Here is a 15,305-nt window from a genome sequence, read left to right as displayed (position 1 = left end):
GGTTGGCGAGGCCTGTATCCGGCCTTTTCAGTCAGCGGGCACGCCGCGCACGGCGGACCCGGGCAATGCATGTCGTTTGGCCGCGCTCGTTGGCTTGTCGGGGCGTTGCCGCGAGCGCGCGTCGTCGAGGTCGAGGGTGGCCCCGGCCTTGGCGTTGCGTTTGGGGTTGAGCAGGTAATGCGAAAGGGCCGGGATCAGCACCAGCGCCCCGAGCATGTTCCACAGGAACATGAAGGTCAGCAGGATGCCCATGTCGGCCTGGAATTTGATCGGCGACCAGGCCCAGGTGATCACCCCGGCCGCCATGGTCAGGCCGACCAGCGCGACCACGCGACCGGTGAAGTCAAGCGAGCGACGGTAGGCGACCGCCAGGCTGGCCCCGCGCTCCTGCACCGCCAACTGCACGCTGAGCAGGTACAGCGCGTAATCGACGCCGACGCCGACACCGACCGCAATGACCGGTAGCGTCGCCACCTTCAGGCCGATGCCCAGCCACACCATCAGTGCCTTGCAGATAATCGTGGTCATCAGCAGTGGGATAAGCGCCACGACCGTCGCCCGCCAGCTACGGAACGTCAGCAGGCACAGCAGCGCCGTCGCGCCGTACACCGCCAGGTACATGGTGATGATGCCTTTCTCGACCTCGATGTTGGTCGCGGCCTCGATGCCGGCGTTGCCTGCCGCCAACAGGAACTCAACCGGGTGTTCAGCGCCGGGTACAGTGTTGTTCTCCCTGGCGAACGCTTCCGACACCTTCAGCACTCGGCTCAGGGTGTCTGCCTTGTGATCCGCGAGGTAGGCGATCATCGGCGTCACCGAGCACTGCTGGTTGGTGATGCCGGGCGCCGAGATCATTGCCGCGTCCACCGCCGAGTTGGTGATGGCCTGGTCGCGGCTGATGCTGAGCCATTTCGGGCTGCCCTCGGCCATGCCCGAGCTGATCATGCGCACGGTTTCGGCCAGTGACTGGGTGGTTTGCACACCGGGGGTCTGGTTCAGACGCCAGGCCAGCTTGTCCATGCTTTGCAGGGCCGGATAAAGCCGGCAACTGTCTTCGTCGGTTTTCATGATGACCACGAACTGGTCACTGGACAGGCCGTAATGGCGGGTGATGAAGGCATTGTCGCGGTTGTATCTCGAGTCCGGGCGCAGCTCGGGCGCACCGGGGTCGAGATCGCCTACCTTCAGGTGCATCATCACCGCGCTGCCCAGCACGGTCACCAGCACTGACAAGGCAATCACCGCAGTCGCCATCGGGCGCTCGGTGAAACGGTCCAGGCCGTGCCAGACCCGCCCGAGAAAGCCTCGCCCGGCCTCACCGGCCTGGTCCTTGGCAATCGCGATGCGCGCGGCCTTGGCGCTCACGCCCAGGTAAGACAGCGCCACCGGAATCAACAGCAACTTGGTGAAGATCAGCACCGCCACGCCGATGCTGGTGGTCAGGGCGAGGTCGCGGATCACCGGGATGTCGATGATGACCAACACGGCAAAGCCGACGATGTTGGTCAGCAGCGCCGTCAGCCCGGTGAGAAACAGGCGGCGGAACGTGTAGCGCGCCGCTACGTACTTGTGGGTGCCGCGGCCAATGTCCTGGAGGATGCCGTTCATCTTCTGGGTGCCATGGGAGATGCCGATAGCGAAGATCAGGAACGGCACCAGGATCGAGTACGGGTCCAGGTCGTAGCCCAGCAATTGCATCAGCCCCAGCAGCCAGACCACGCCGGCCACCGCCACGCTCACCAGCAGCAAGGTGCTACGCAGGCAACGGGTATAGAAGTAGACGAACAGGCCGGCGATCATCACTGAGGCGCCAAAGAACAGCATGACCGAATACAGGCCGTCGATCAGGTCGCCTACCAACTTGCTGAAACCAACGATGTGGATGCCGACCTTGTCGCTTTCGAGCGAGCGGATCTTGTCTTCAAGCTGCCTGGAGAAATCGCCATAGTCCAGCGGCTTGCCGGTTTGCGGGTTGGTGTCGAGCAGCGGTGCCACGATCATGCTCGACTTGCTGTCGTTGGCCACCAGGCTACCGGTGATGCCAGCGCGCATGATGTTGCGGCGCAAGGCCTGGATCGCCTGCTCGCTACCGTCGTAGTCCGATGGCATCACTGCCCCGCCATCGATGCCCTCTTCGGTGACTTCCTTCCAGCGCACGATGGGCATCCACAGCGACTTCATCCATGAGCGGTCAACGCCCGGAATCAGGTACAGCGTGTCATTGACCTTCTGCAGGGCCAGCAGGTACTCGGCGTCATAGATATCGCCGGTCTTGTTCTCGACCACCACCCGGACACTGTTGCCCAGCCCCGGCAACTGGTTTTTGTAGGCCAGGTAATTCTTGATATAGGGACTGGAGCTGGGAATCATCTTTTCAAAGCTGGCGTTCACCTGAAGCTGTGCCGCAAAGAAGCCCAGCACCACGGTAGCGAGCAGGCAGGCAACGATGACCAACATGCGGTTACGGAAGATCACCCGCTCAAACCAGCCGCCGGAGTTTTTATCGAAGTCCTCCAGATGGGCAATCACTGGCATCCCGCTGTTGAATTTTTGCTCGACCATGTTTTCTTTCTCGTTGGGGAATCGTGCCGACGGCGTCAGTTAGCCCGGGCGATATCGATGACCTTGGCGCCAGCAAAGCGCGCCACCACCAGCCGCCCGTCCTGCTCTGTCGCGCTGGCGGCATACACCTCGCCCACGCGCGCCTGTGCCAGTGGGGTGACGTCCAGAGTGCGGCGATCCACACTGACCAATTGCCCGCCCTGGCTCACCACCACCAGCGCCGTACCTTGCTCCACGACACTGACCAGGCTGGTTTCGATGCCGGTTTCAAGCCGTTGCCAGTGCTGGCCGGCGTCGACGCTGGCGAACAGATTGCCGCGCAGCCCATAGGCCAGCAGTAACTGCTCGAAGGCGGCGACGCCGAAATAAGTGCCGGTGTAGGGCGTCTCGATTTTTTCAAAGCGCTGCTGACCAGGCTCAAGGCGCAGCAGTACGCCCTGTTCGCCGCTGATATAGAACGTGCCATTGCGCTCCGCCAGCCCGTACAGGTGCATGCGGCGGGGGTTGTCAGCCCGCTCGAGCCAGGGTTGCCAGGTGCCGCCAGCGTCCTCGCTGTGCAGGATCATGCCGAAGGCGCCCACAGCGAAGCCTCGGCCGCTGGCGTCGAACAGTACGTCCAGCAAAGGCGCGGGTAGCACATTGGGAGTCGCGGAACTGCCCGCGGCACGTTTGACCTCCTGCACCAGGTCACCAGCCTCGGGGTCGCCTTGTTCGGCGCGCTGGCCGTAGACACTGCCGAGCAGGCTCAGCAGCTTGCGTCCGTCCATCTGCACGGCCCAGGTGGCGCCGCCATCGCTGCTATGCAGCACCACGGAGTCGTGGCCGACGATCCAGCCGTTGCGCGCATCACTGAAACGCACCTGGACGAAGTCGCTGGAAACCGGACTGTGGACCTGCTGCCAACTGCTGCCATTGTCACTGGAGCGTTGAATCAAGCCGTGCAGGCCGACACCGACCAGCGTGTTGCCGGCACGTACCACGCTGATCAACGGCGCGGCTAGCGGCTGCCCGAGCGTCTGCGCCGGCACGTCAAGCGGATCGCTGGCGGCGGTCGCCGCCTGGGTTGCACCCGCCATCGCCAGCCACAAGGGGATCAGCGCCACGCTCAACACACACGTGCGCCACGGTTGGGGTCTTGCAAGGCCTTGGCTAATCATTGTTTTTATCCTCACCACGCCAGAGTCGCCCTGCTACCCGACAGCACACCGCACGCTGCCAGGCATCAGGCACAACCTTCTCAACTGCGTGCCGCTTTGCAGGGCGCGCAGGTTACTGCCAGCACACCAGACTCAGCGTTGGGTCTCACGCGCGACGATGGCCTCGGGGTTCATGTCCCGTTCGGTACGTGGCGTGTCGGAGAACTTGTAGCCCCCCTTCAAACCGTCGTTGAGCAGCGCCCACATGCCTTTGTTGAAGTCGTACACAACGTTCTTCACGTTGTACGGCAGGTCCTTGTCGTATAGCTGCACACCGCTGAGGAAGATGGCGCGATACAAGGCGCCGCTCTGGTCCCAGGCGTCATACAGGCCGATACCGAAGGTGTCCTCATCCAGGTAGTAGGTGCGCTTGCTGTAGACATGGCGCTTGCCCGGCTTGAGCGTCGCCTCCACTACCCATACGCGGTGCAGTTCCCAACGCTCGCACGCGGGGTTGGCGTGGTGCTTGAGAAATTGGTCGTCCTGCTTGCACTCGAAGTAGAACTTGTAGGCGTTGTAGGGGATGTACATCTCCTTGCGGCCCACCAGCTTGTAGTCGAAGCGGTCCTGGCTACCCGAGAACATTTGCAGTTCGTCGAACAGCGTCACCCCGCCCTGGCTGGCCACCGGGGTGTCGAAGGAGAACTCGGGCGCAAGCTTCACGCGACGCTGGCCGGGCGAGTAGCTGAAGGCCCGGCGAGCCTTGGTCGCGGGGTCCAGGTAGTCGTTGAGCACGGTGACCTCACCCGAACGGCGCGCCGGATAGTTGTTCAGCGAATACACCCGCGCATACATCATCGGATCACGATCGGCCTGCGTCGGCTGGTAGTAGGGTTGCTCTTCGAAGGTGGCCTGCTCGGCCGCCTTGGTGCGCTGGCCATTGGCGTCCATCACCCAACTGTTGGATGAACTGGTGGTGGAGTAGCCGGGGCCGATCTTGTAACGCAATTGCTGGTTCCAGATCACCTCGTTGCCGGTCTTCGGAATCGGGAACGGCAGCCCGCCCCGGCAGGCAGGGTCAACCGCCAGGCCATCTTTCTGGGTGTTGCAACTGGTCGCATTGCGTACCGTGGCCTCCAGCACCTCTTTGGGATAGGCAGTGGTGCGATGGCTCGGGTAGATATCGAAGTAGTACTCCGGGTACTTCTTGAGGATTTCCTTCTGCCCGTCACTGAGTTTGTCGGCGTATTGCGCCACGTTTTGCGCAGTGATGCGGAACAGGGGCTTCTCGTTGCGGAACGGGTCGGCCCAGAACCCGCTGTCGGGCTTGAAATCCGCCGGCGCAGTGCGAAGGCCGCCGTCATAGGCAGGGATGGTGCCCTCTGCGTTGCCCGCTTTGATCGCGCCGAAGGGGGTCAGGGTCGTACCAAGCTGCGCGGCCTCTTCAGGGCTGACCGCAGCCAGGCTGCAGGTAGCGATGCCGAACAGTGCGAGGGACAAGGCTAATTGTCGTTTCATTCAGGCGGTCTCCGTTTTTATTGGATTTGTTCAGAAGGAGGTTTTGAATGTGAATGCCAGCCAACCACGGTCGGTGTTACCGACGCCACCATTGCCAGCGACGGTGCCATTGGCCAGGTTCTTGGGCTGGGCACGGGTATCGGCGTAGCGCAGACCGAATTCGTACTGTTGCTGGTAGGTGAACTTCACACCGGCCGACCAGGACATCGCGCCTTCACTGCCGCCACCGGCCGTTGCAGCGTTGCCGTGGACGCCGTAGTTGACGGTCAGCGGCACGTCCATGTCCCACGATGGGAAGATGCTCAGGTACTGCGGCGTGTAGTTCACCGCCACCGCATAGTAATCACGCGTCGAGCAGCCATCCGACGCATCGCCGGAGCCGGCCACGCCGGGTGTGCGAGCGTCTGTACAAGCATTGTTGCCCTTGTATTTGAACAGCTCGTCATGCTCGGTGACCTTGACCAGGTGGCTGTAGGCGAACTCGCCGACCAGGGTCGCGTTGTTGGCGATGAAGTTGCGCGGCATGCCGTACACCGCGTTTGCGATGAAATGGATGGTGTCGCCGCGCGGCCCTTCGTCATCCAGTGTGCTGACGCCGGTGGCGTTCAATGCGCCGTTCTTGCGGTACGACAACTCAGTACCCACGGCCACAGAGTCGAACACCCGTGCAAAGCTGACACCGGCAAGCTTCACCCCGCGTGGGTAAACGACGCGGTACTCGCCCAGATTGGCTTTGACCTGCGGCGCGAGCCACGGCTGGTAGTCATCGAACTGGCGGTAGTAGAAGCCGAAGGTCGATTCGATCGCCTCCAGGTTGTACTTGGCCATCACGCCCCAGTTGGCATTGCTGTCACGGCCATATCTGGATGAGCTGCGTTTGAGTGCCCCTGCGCCGGCCGGCATCTGGTCCGGCCCTTCGAACAGGAAGTCCGCGGCGCCGAAGTAGGTGCCGCCGTAAGGAATGCGGGTGTAGTCCCACTCATAGAAATACTGGCCAGCGATGGACAGGTGGTCAGTGACCTGCGCCTTGGCCGACACCTGGCCAATGGGCAGAAATACTTCTTTTGTCTCGATACCTGGGCTGGTGGCGGCTTTTACACCGTCGCTCGGCGCCTGGGAGTAGGAAACGGAGTGGGCACCGAACAACAGGCCCTCACCCCAGTAATTGGTATGGCGGCCGATCTTCACGTTGACCGGAGTGTCGCCCAGTTGAAAGTTCTTCCACACGAATGCATCGAGGATTTCACCCGATGGCCCCCTGACATAGCGCTTGACCTGATCGCTGTAGTGGCCATTTTCGTAGCTGGTCTGGCCGCCCACCTGGCTGTGCACACTGGTGTCACGGTAAGCATGGTCATACCAGCCGGCAGCACTGAGGCGTGCGCCCCACTCGTTCAGGTAGGAGAAGTCCACTTCGCTCAACACATCGAGCCGATTTGTAACGATATCGCCTTTGTCGAACTTGCTGTCGGACTCGTCGGAGGTCGGGGTCCGCATGATCCGGTGATCTTGCCCTTCCATACGCATGCCCAGGTTATAGCGCACGGTGTTGTCCCAACGCAGGCGGTAATCGGGGTTGCTCAGGTCAAACGAAATAGCGTGGGCTCCACTCATCCCGCCGAGCACTGCCAGCGCTACTGCACTGCGGCTAAACACATGCCTTCCAGACTTGGTCATGTCTTTCATACGCCACCTTTTATTTTTATTTTCAGTCGTTTGTGTGAGGTCAAGTGACGGTTGCTGGCGTTGTGAAGCGCCGCTGCCTTGCCGCTTGCCTAAGCGTCTTGGGGTGGTCTTGCCGGCAGGTTTACCGGTGAAGCGCTCCCATGGCCTGGATGCAAATTAACCGAGAAAAAAAAATAATTCCATATAAAGATTTCAATTCTCCATTCAGAATAATCAGCGTTTTTTTGCCTGCTACTTACGCTTGGCCTCGAAAGGCACGGAAAAACTCACGACCAATACTGCACACAAAAAAGCTTACTGTTCAATTATGTTTTGCTCTGACTGTCTTTTTCCGGTAAACAAGCCACAGAAAGCACCTGCGCTGCACCTGCGCTCAGCCCATAAAAACTACAAGGAGCTCGCCCTGCATGAACATCGACCTCAGCGGAAAACGTGTCATTGTCACGGGCGCCTCACGCGGCATAGGCCTTGCGATAGCCCGTGCCTTCGCCCTGGAAGGCGCCCGCGTGGCGATTTGCGCGCGCAGCCTCGAGGCCGTCCGTGAAGCGGCATCGCAACTTCAGGAAAACGCGCAGGAGGTGCTGGCCCGGGCGGTGGATGTCACGGACACTCAGGGTGTTCAACAATTTGTCGGCGAAGTGGTCCATGCATGGGGTGGCGTGGACATTCTGGTCAATAACGCCGGCCAGGGACGCGGTGGCAACCTCGAAACCCTTACGCCGGAGGCCATTCTTGAACACGCGAATGTGCTGCAGATGGGGCATTTCCGCTTTGTCCAGGCGGTGGTGCCATTCATGCGTGAACAGCGCTGGGGACGAATCATCGAGATCAATGCCCTGGCCGGCACCGTCCCCACCCCCGATGGCATCCCGTCCGTGATCAACCGAGCGTCATGCATTGCGCTTTCCCGGTCGCTGGGCATGTCGCTGGCCAAGGACAACATCCTCGTCAACAGCCTGAACATGGGCTGGATCGACACCGGCCAGTGGGACCGTCACTACAAGGAAATGGGGCCCGGCGTCAGCCGGGAAGAGTTCGACGCCATGGTCATGAAAGTGGTGCCGATCGGCCGCTACGGCAAACCGGACGATGTCGCGGGAATGGTGCTGTTCCTTTCCAGCGAATACGCCAGCTTCATCAGCGCAGCGTCGATCGACATTGCCGGGGGCATGGGCGGACAGATTGCCTACTTCCCGACCCTCAAGCGCGATTTTGCCGTGGCCATGGCCGCTCGAAATACCAAAAGCCACTGAGGCGCCCCGTGATGAACGTGCTGTTGCCTGTGCTAGCCACGCTGATCTGGGCCGCCAGCACGGTGGTCAACCGGCTGTCAGTGGGGGTGATCGACCCCGCGGCCATTTCCTTCTATCGCTGGCTGACCGCGTTGCTGGTGTTGTCGCCCGTCCTGCTGCCCAGAGCCTGGAGAATCCGCCGGGCGATACGGCCACACCTGCCCAGGCTCTGGCTGCTGGGCTTGCTTGGCATGTCGCTGTACCAGTCACTGGCCTATTTTGCCGCACATACGGTCAGCGCCACCTCGATGGGACTGATTCTGGCGACCATGCCCTTGCTGACGGTACTGGTAGCGTTCCCGTTGCTGAACACCCGCCCGACCCTGCCTCTGCTGGTTGGTGCCGCTATTTCATTCGTCGGGCTGGCGTGGTTACTGGCAGCGGGCGATTTGTCGTCGCTGTGGCAACACGGAGTGGGGCTGGGTGAGGGCCTGATGCTGCTGGCATCACTGTCATACGCCCTGTATTGCGTGTTGGTGAAGCGCTGGCAAATCCCCCTGCCCATCTGGGAAAGCCTCTACGTACAGATACTCTGCGGCACCTTGCTGCTGGTGCCGCCGTTCCTGCTTGCCTCATCGATGACCCTGAGTGCGCAAAGCCTGCCACTGGTCCTGTTTGCCGGGCTGTTCGCTTCAGCGCTGGCACCCGGCCTGTGGATACACGGCCTGCAACGCCTGGGCGCGGAAAAAACCGCCGTGCTGATGAACCTGGTGCCGTTGTTTACTGCGGTCCTGGCGATAGGTCTGCTCGGGGAGACATTGCACCTGTACCACGCGGTAGGCGGCGGTCTGATTCTGCTGGGGATCGCGCTGGCCCAATGGCAACCCGCGCGTCTGCCCGTCAGCACCCGGCCCTAAACCACAAGCAGGCGCTCACGCAGCGCCCGCAGACCCTCGCGATCCAGACCGCTGAAGCGCAGCAGATAACGCTCCAGCCCTCCGTATTCGGCCTCTATTACCGCATACGCTGCATTCAGGTATTCGGGCCGGGCATCCAGCACCACATCGATTGCCGCTTCGTGGACCGACTGGCCCACCATACGGCTCACCGCCAGGTGCATGGCCTCCTGGCGCGGTGCATCAAGCTGGCTCAACCGCCGCGCCGAGCGCAGATAGTCCGCCATGATCTGCGCCGGCTCGACCCCGAGCGCATGCAGTACGAGCGCCACGGCCACGCCCGTGCGGTCCTTGCCGGCGGTGCAGTGGATCAGCACCGATGCCTTGCGCCCGGCAAGCAGGCTGAACAGCAGCGGCATATGCCCCGCCAGCAGACCGGGCAAGCGTCGGTACACCTCCAGCATCATGCCTTGAGCGCCCTCCACCGCCGGGTTTTCGGCCAGCATCGCGGCGATGCCAGGATCCGCCCGCAGGTCGCCACCGATCGGCAAGTGAAACTGGCGCAGGCGCGCACCCGGGAAAGCGCTCGGGTAACACTCGCGCTCACCCGCGCTGCGCAGGTCACACACCGCCTTCAGGCCCAGCCGCTGCAGTACCTGCCAGCTCGCGGCTGTCAGCCGATGCAACTGGTCCGAGCGCAACAGGCTATGGCCTGCGATACGTCGGCCGCAGGGGGTGGACATGCCCGCCAGGCTGCGAAAGTTGTCCACGCCAGGCAAGTGCAGCGTGCGTAGCATGGTCATGCTCATTTCTCCAGCAAGTGGGCATAGGCCTGCGTCAGCGCACGCGCACCCTCGCCCAGCACGGGGATACGGCGCGGCTTGCGCCCGTGCGTCAGCAAGCGAAGAGTGTCGAAGTCTTCGGCGGCGGCAAAGAAGCGTTCTACCATGGGCAGACCTGCCTGGCCCCAGTCATCCATGTTCGACATCCACGTCTGCATGCCCCACACCGGCCAACGCCGCAGTTGTTCCCAAGCGGCGTCCTGGTCGAGTACGCCAATCGCGCCCAGGCTGATCAACTTCTCGCGGTACACCTGCAACAGCCGCTGCGCATCGGCGCGACGCTCCTCAATCGTCAGTGCGCCGAGCATGAAATACGCCACATCGCGCCACGGTCGACCACGTCTCGCCAGTTGCCAGTCGAGCCAGATGCGCTGTCCATCTTCGCGCAGGAAGCTGTTGCCCTGATGCGAGTCGCCATGAATCAGGCAGATGGGTGAGGTCTGCGCCCGCTCGAAGGCAGCCAGCTCGTCGAAAGCATGGCTGAACAGTTCCGGGGTCTCGTACATCCAGCGAGGCAGCCGCTGATGGTAGTCGTCCTTGCGCAGATTGACCTTGATGTAGTTGTACATGCGCAGCAGGCCATCAGTGTCGACCGGGTTGGCCATCGACACCGGCAACCAGCCCTGGCGGTGCAACTGCGGGTCGGCCCAGGTCGCGGCATGCAGCGTGGCCAGCGACTCCAGACCTCGGGCGACACCATCCACGCCCAAGTGATCGGTGCTGTGGCCGAATCGCCCGGCTGCCAGCCCCAGGTCCTCCATCACCACCACACCGCGACCACCGCCATCGGCGTCCCAGTCAGTGAAATAGGTGGCTGGCAATGGCGCATCGGGCCAGACACGGGCCAGATGATAGAAGCGCGACTCCAGTTCACAGATATCGCCGCTCTCGAAACCCTCGGACCAGTTCGACTTCAGGCACACATGCGACGGTATGCCCGCTTGCCGGCCAACGTCGTTCAGCTCGAGACGGGCGCGCAGTTTCGTGGTGTGCCCGTTGCGGACCTCCACCACCTCCAGCGCCAGCACTTCGATACCGGGGTAGCACGGCTGAAGCAGTTGCGTGAGCCAGGCCGCGCTGATTTCACCGAGTTGCCGCGGCAACCGCCCAATGCGTTGCGGGTAGGGCCGCCCGGCGCTCATGGCGAGCAGGCTGCCGGTCATGGCGTCACTGCATGAGCGCTGGCCGGCACCTTGAGCTTGAGCAGTTCGATGGCGTTTCCGCTGCGAATCCGCTCGCGATCCTCACCCGACAGCCCCAGCCCGGCGGTCAGATCCCCGTGGTCATAGGCCCCGCCAAAGTTGGTGCCATACAGCAAGCGTTCGGCCCCCACTACCTCGGCGACGCCACGCCGCAAGCCGGGTGCGTGTACATCGAGGTCGAAGTAGAAGTTCTGCAGGTAGTCCAGCAGTGGCCGCTGGTTTCGCGTATCAGGCGCCATTGCGTGGTTGAGCTCACTGAGCCGCCCAAGTTGGAAGATCGCCATGCCACCGGCGTGGGTGATGTAGGTTTTCAGGGTTGGAAACACATCCAGCGCGCCACCGCAGATCAGGTACCAGAAGAACAGCGTTTCATCGACGCAATCACCCACGATGGAGGTGGTTTCGAACTTGTCGTCGGTGTGTTTCTCGCCCCAGTAAATCGACTGGTTGAAGCCATGCACCATGATCGGCACATCGAGTTGCACAAGCTTCTCCCATACCGGGAACAGTTGCTCGTCATAGGCCTGCAGAGCGTTGAAGTTGGCGCCGCCGACACAGACGCCCTTGGCCCCCAGTTGGGTGACCGCGCGTTCGATTTCCCTGGCAGCGTTGTGCGGGTCGGCCAGGTTGGCATGGCACCAGAAGTCAAAATGGTCGGGGTCGGCACGGCAGAATGCCGACATCTCGTCATTGCAGACACGCGCATATTCATTGGCGAAATCACCAGCCCAATACATGAAGCAATGCGAAGGCGTGGACACCACCAGCTTGTCGACGCCCCGCTCGGCCATCAGCTTGCGGCGACTGGCGTGAGTCATGCGGGCCAGCAGGTTGGCTTGCGCTTCGGCATCGCTGGCGGCCTTGGCCGGTTGCTTGGTACCGAGGGAAAAATGACCGACGGTCAACCCCTGCACCTTCATGAACGGGCCCCAGAATTCGTGACGGTTGAGCATGCCCTCGGTGAGCAGGTGGGCGTGTACATCGATCAGCATGGCGTTTCTCCTTGTTGTAATCAGCCAGCAGGCCGAACGGTCATCGACTGGACCGCTCGCCAGGTTCGGATATCACAACAAATATAAACACTTTTTGATTTTGTGTTCATTTAATTTTTGCCGTATGCAAGGCAAAAAAAAGCGGCCCTCGCAGGCCGCCAATGTCTGGACGCATGGTTGAATCAGCGCTGGGTCTCTTGGGCCACAATGGACTCGGGCTTCATGTCACGCTCGGATAACGGTGTGTCGTGCACCCGGTAGCCGCCCTTCAGACCATCGTTCAACAGCGACCACATGCCTTTGTTGAAGTCGTAGCTGACGTTCTTCACAGTGTAGGGCAGGTTCTTGTCGTACAGCTGCACAGCACTGAGGAACAATGCCCGGTACAGCGTGCCGCCCTGGTCCCACGCGTCGTAGAGCCCGGCTCCAAACGTGTCTTCGTCGAGGTAATAGGTGCGCTTGCTGTACACGTGACGTTTGCCCGGCTTCAGCGTCGCCTCCACCACCCACACCCGGTGCAGTTCCCAGCGTTCGCACGCAGGGTTGGCGTGGTGTTTGAGAAATTGCTCCTGCTGGCCGCAACTGAAGTAGAACCTGTAGGCGTTGTACGGGATGTACATTTCCTTGCGCCCGACCAGCTTGTAGTCGAAGCGGTCCTGGCTGCCGGAAAACATCTGCAATTCGTCGAACAGGTTGACCCCGCCCTGGTTGGGTACCGGGGTGTCGTAGGCGAACTCCGGCGCCAGCTTGATCCGTCGCATGCCCGGTGTGTAGCTCCACGCACGACGTGGCTGGCGTTGCGGGTCAAGGTAATCGGCCAGAATAATCAACTGCCCTGCACTGCGCGCCGGGTAGCTGTCCAGCGCCCAGGCCCGGTAATACAACTGCGGATCCCGGTCGGCCTGCGTGACCTGATAGTAAGGGGCCTCTTCCAGCGTGGCAGACTCGGCCGTCTTGGTCACCGAGCCCTGGGAGTCCACCACCCAGCTATTGGACGAAGCCGTCGTGGTATAGCCGGCGCCCTTGTAGCGCAGTTGCTGGTTCCAGATCACCTCGTTGCCATTTTGCGGGAGCGGAAACGGCAGGCCACCGCGGCACGCGGGGTCCACCGCCAGGTTGTCCTGGGTAGTGTTGCAGGTGCTGGCGTTGCGCACGGTGGCATCGAGCATGGCCTGCGGGTAGGCGGCGGTACGGTGACTGGGGTAGATGTCCAGGTAGTAGTCCGGGTATTTGCCCAACAGCATCTTTTGTCCGCCACTCAGACGGTCGGCGTACTGCGCCATGTTCTTCGAATTGATCCGCAGCAGCGGTTTTTCATCCTGGAACGGGTCGGCCCAGAAGCCGCTATCCGGGGAAAAGCCCGGGGGTGCCTGGCGCAGGCCACCGGTGTAGGGCGGAATGCTGCCCTCGGCATTGCCCGCGATAATCGCGCCGAAAGGCGTCAGCGTCTTGTCGATCTCGGCGACCTGATCGGCCGGTGCCGCGCCCAGGCTGCATGTGGCAACGCTCAGCAACGTTACCGCCAGTGCCATCTGTAGTTTCATCAACAGGTACTCCGCTTCTTGGCTTTCTTAGATGGAGGTTTTGAAGGTGAACGCCAACCAGCCCCGGTCCGTGCCGCCGACACTGCCGTTGCCGCCCACGGTGTCACCGGGAATGTGCTTGGACTGCGCGTCGCTGTCGGCGTAGCGCAAGCCGAATTCATAGCGCTGGGCGTAGGTCAACTGCACGCCGACCGACCAGGTCAGTGCCCCTTCGTTGCCGCCACCGGCCGTTGCGGCATTACCCGACAGGCCGTAGTTGACGGTGAGCGGCACCGTCATGTCCCAGGACGGGAACACCGACAGGTACTGCGGGGTGTAGTTGAGCGCGAAAGCCGCGTAGTTGCGGGTGGAGCAACCCTCACGCTTGTCCCCCGAGCCGGCCGTGCCCACGCGCGGGTCTACGCAGTTGGCGTTGCCTTCGCCCAGATACAGGTCTTCGTGACCGGTCACCTTGCGCAGGTGGCTATAAGCGAACTCCCCGACCAGCGTGGCGTTGTTGGCGATGAAGTTGCGCGGCACGCCGTACACCGCGTTGGCCACAAAGTGAAAGCTGTCGCCACGCGGTCCTTCGTTGTCGGTCGGGTCCACCCCTATTGCGTTCAGGGCACCGCCTTTGCGGTAGGAAATCTCGCTGCCCACCGAAACCGAATCGAACACGCGGGAAAAGCTCAGGCCCATCAGCTTGACGTTGCGGGGGTAAACCAGACGGTAGCTGCCACTGGCCAGGGACACCGCCGGCGCCAGCCAGGGCTGGTAATCATCGAACTGGCGGTAGTAGACACCGACAGTGGACTGAATCGCCTCCACCTCGTACTTGGCCATTACGCCCCAGTTGCCCGAGTCACGACCGTATCTGGACTTCTCTCGGTTGAGGGAAAACCCCGGCGCAACCGGTAGCCGGTCCGGGCCTTCGAAGAACGGGTCAGCCGGACCAAAATAGGTGCCGCCATACGGCATGCGGGTGTAATCCCATTCGTAGAAGTACTGCGCGGCCAGGGTGAGGTTGTCGGTGGCCTGTGCCTTGGCGGAGATCTGCCCGATGGGCAGGAACACTTCCTTGGTTTCGATGCCCGGGCTGGTAACGGCCTTGGCGCCATCGAGCGGCGCTTGCGAGTAGGACACCGCATGGGCGCCAAACAACAGGCCCTCCCCCCAGTAGTTGGTATGGCGGCCCACCTTGACGTTGACGGTGGCATCACCCAGGCGCACGTTCTTCCACACGAAGGCGTCAAGCATTTCTCCCGACGGGCCCTCGACGTAACGCTTGACCTCCGCGCTGTAGCGATCGTTGTCGTAACTGCTCTGGTAGCCGGCGACATGGCTGCGCACCGTGCTGTCATGGTACGCCTGGTCGTACCAGCCGGCAGCGCTCAGGCGCAGCCCCCAGTCCTTGCGGTAGGACAAGTCGATTTCGCTGAGTACATCGACGCGGTTGGTGACGATGTCGCCCTTGTCGAACTTGCCATCGGACTCGTCATACGAGGGCGTGTTCATGATGCGTCGGTCCTGGCCCTCCATGCGCATGCCCAGGTTGTAGCGCACCGTGTTGTCCCAGCGCAGGCGAAAGTCCGGGTTGGGCAAGTCGATGGCCATCGCCAGTGCGGCGCCAGTCTGGCCTACCGACAGGCCGCTCAATATCAGCAGCGCCAGGGACCGCGAGCGGCCCTGTTTTCTCGTCCCTTTCATGCAAACCAC

At 62.0% G+C, this 15,305-nt stretch carries 11 protein-coding genes; 2 read left to right on the top strand and 9 right to left on the bottom strand.

Annotated elements, in window-relative coordinates:
- Positions 1–27: 27 nt before the first annotated feature.
- The 4 genes from V0R59_RS21430 to V0R59_RS21415 form a co-directional block, all read right to left on the bottom strand.
- Positions 28–2,562 (bottom strand): efflux RND transporter permease subunit, encoded by a 2,535-nt coding sequence (locus V0R59_RS21430; RefSeq protein ID WP_095156520.1) that lies wholly within the window; start codon positions 2,560–2,562, stop codon positions 28–30.
- Positions 2,563–2,597: 35 nt separating this feature from the next.
- Entirely contained in the window at positions 2,598–3,665 is a 1,068-nt protein-coding gene (locus tag V0R59_RS21425) for a WD40/YVTN/BNR-like repeat-containing protein (protein ID WP_330076677.1), read from the bottom strand.
- Between the two features lie 186 nt (positions 3,666–3,851).
- On the bottom strand, positions 3,852–5,216 hold the full coding sequence (locus V0R59_RS21420; RefSeq protein WP_095156518.1) for a DUF1329 domain-containing protein: 1,365 nt from the start codon (positions 5,214–5,216) through the stop codon (positions 3,852–3,854).
- 30 nt (positions 5,217–5,246) lie between these two features.
- Complete coding sequence (locus V0R59_RS21415) at positions 5,247–6,902, bottom strand: DUF1302 domain-containing protein (protein WP_330076676.1); 1,656 nt, start codon at positions 6,900–6,902, stop codon at positions 5,247–5,249.
- A 407-nt stretch (positions 6,903–7,309) separates the two neighbouring features.
- On the opposite strand from V0R59_RS21415, the gene V0R59_RS21410 reads away from it, so the two are divergent.
- Positions 7,310–8,155 carry an SDR family oxidoreductase gene (locus tag V0R59_RS21410; protein ID WP_330076675.1) on the top strand — a complete coding sequence of 282 codons (846 nt, stop codon included), beginning with the start codon at positions 7,310–7,312 and terminating at the stop codon, positions 8,153–8,155.
- An 11-nt stretch (positions 8,156–8,166) separates the two neighbouring features.
- On the top strand, positions 8,167–9,051 hold the full coding sequence (locus V0R59_RS21405) for a DMT family transporter (protein ID WP_095156515.1): 885 nt from the start codon (positions 8,167–8,169) through the stop codon (positions 9,049–9,051).
- Here V0R59_RS21405 and V0R59_RS21400 read toward each other — a convergent pair.
- The 5 genes from V0R59_RS21400 to V0R59_RS21380 all read right to left on the bottom strand — a co-directional run bounded on the left by V0R59_RS21400 (position 9,048) and on the right by V0R59_RS21380 (position 15,296).
- Positions 9,048–9,833: a tyrosine-protein phosphatase gene (locus V0R59_RS21400; RefSeq protein ID WP_330076674.1), complete on the bottom strand. Its 786-nt coding sequence runs from the start codon at positions 9,831–9,833 to the stop codon at positions 9,048–9,050. The genes V0R59_RS21405 and V0R59_RS21400 overlap by 4 nt on opposite strands.
- A 2-nt stretch (positions 9,834–9,835) precedes the next feature.
- Complete coding sequence (locus V0R59_RS21395; RefSeq protein ID WP_330076673.1) at positions 9,836–11,035, bottom strand: phosphotransferase; 1,200 nt, start codon at positions 11,033–11,035, stop codon at positions 9,836–9,838.
- The gene (locus V0R59_RS21390) at positions 11,032–12,066 is read right to left on the bottom strand and encodes an amidohydrolase family protein (protein WP_330076672.1); all 1,035 of its coding nucleotides are present in this window, start codon (positions 12,064–12,066) and stop codon (positions 11,032–11,034) included. Before V0R59_RS21390 ends, V0R59_RS21395 begins: the two co-directional genes overlap by 4 nt.
- A gap of 182 nt (positions 12,067–12,248) precedes the next feature.
- Complete coding sequence (locus tag V0R59_RS21385; protein ID WP_330076671.1) at positions 12,249–13,610, bottom strand: DUF1329 domain-containing protein; 1,362 nt, start codon at positions 13,608–13,610, stop codon at positions 12,249–12,251.
- A 27-nt stretch (positions 13,611–13,637) separates the two neighbouring features.
- On the bottom strand, positions 13,638–15,296 hold the full coding sequence (locus tag V0R59_RS21380; RefSeq protein ID WP_330076670.1) for a DUF1302 domain-containing protein: 1,659 nt from the start codon (positions 15,294–15,296) through the stop codon (positions 13,638–13,640).
- Between the last annotated feature and the right edge of the window lie 9 nt (positions 15,297–15,305).

Source organism: Pseudomonas ulcerans (assembly GCF_036324125.1).
GTDB classification, from domain to species: domain Bacteria; phylum Pseudomonadota; class Gammaproteobacteria; order Pseudomonadales; family Pseudomonadaceae; genus Aquipseudomonas; species Aquipseudomonas ulcerans.
Note: the sequence above shows the minus strand (reverse complement) of the source record. Positions and strands in the feature narration are given on the sequence as shown.

Coding starts and splice junctions, on each gene's coding strand:
- V0R59_RS21385 (WP_330076671.1), bottom strand. CDS start 13,610: ATGAAACTACAGATGGCACTGGCGGTAACGTTGCTGAGCGTTGCCACA.
- V0R59_RS21380 (WP_330076670.1), bottom strand. CDS start 15,296: ATGAAAGGGACGAGAAAACAGGGCCGCTCGCGGTCCCTGGCGCTGCTG.
- V0R59_RS21430 (WP_095156520.1), bottom strand. CDS start 2,562: ATGGTCGAGCAAAAATTCAACAGCGGGATGCCAGTGATTGCCCATCTG.
- V0R59_RS21410 (WP_330076675.1), top strand. CDS start 7,310: ATGAACATCGACCTCAGCGGAAAACGTGTCATTGTCACGGGCGCCTCA.
- V0R59_RS21395 (WP_330076673.1), bottom strand. CDS start 11,035: ATGACCGGCAGCCTGCTCGCCATGAGCGCCGGGCGGCCCTACCCGCAA.
- V0R59_RS21415 (WP_330076676.1), bottom strand. CDS start 6,902: ATGAAAGACATGACCAAGTCTGGAAGGCATGTGTTTAGCCGCAGTGCA.
- V0R59_RS21405 (WP_095156515.1), top strand. CDS start 8,167: ATGAACGTGCTGTTGCCTGTGCTAGCCACGCTGATCTGGGCCGCCAGC.
- V0R59_RS21390 (WP_330076672.1), bottom strand. CDS start 12,066: ATGCTGATCGATGTACACGCCCACCTGCTCACCGAGGGCATGCTCAAC.
- V0R59_RS21420 (WP_095156518.1), bottom strand. CDS start 5,216: ATGAAACGACAATTAGCCTTGTCCCTCGCACTGTTCGGCATCGCTACC.
- V0R59_RS21400 (WP_330076674.1), bottom strand. CDS start 9,833: ATGACCATGCTACGCACGCTGCACTTGCCTGGCGTGGACAACTTTCGC.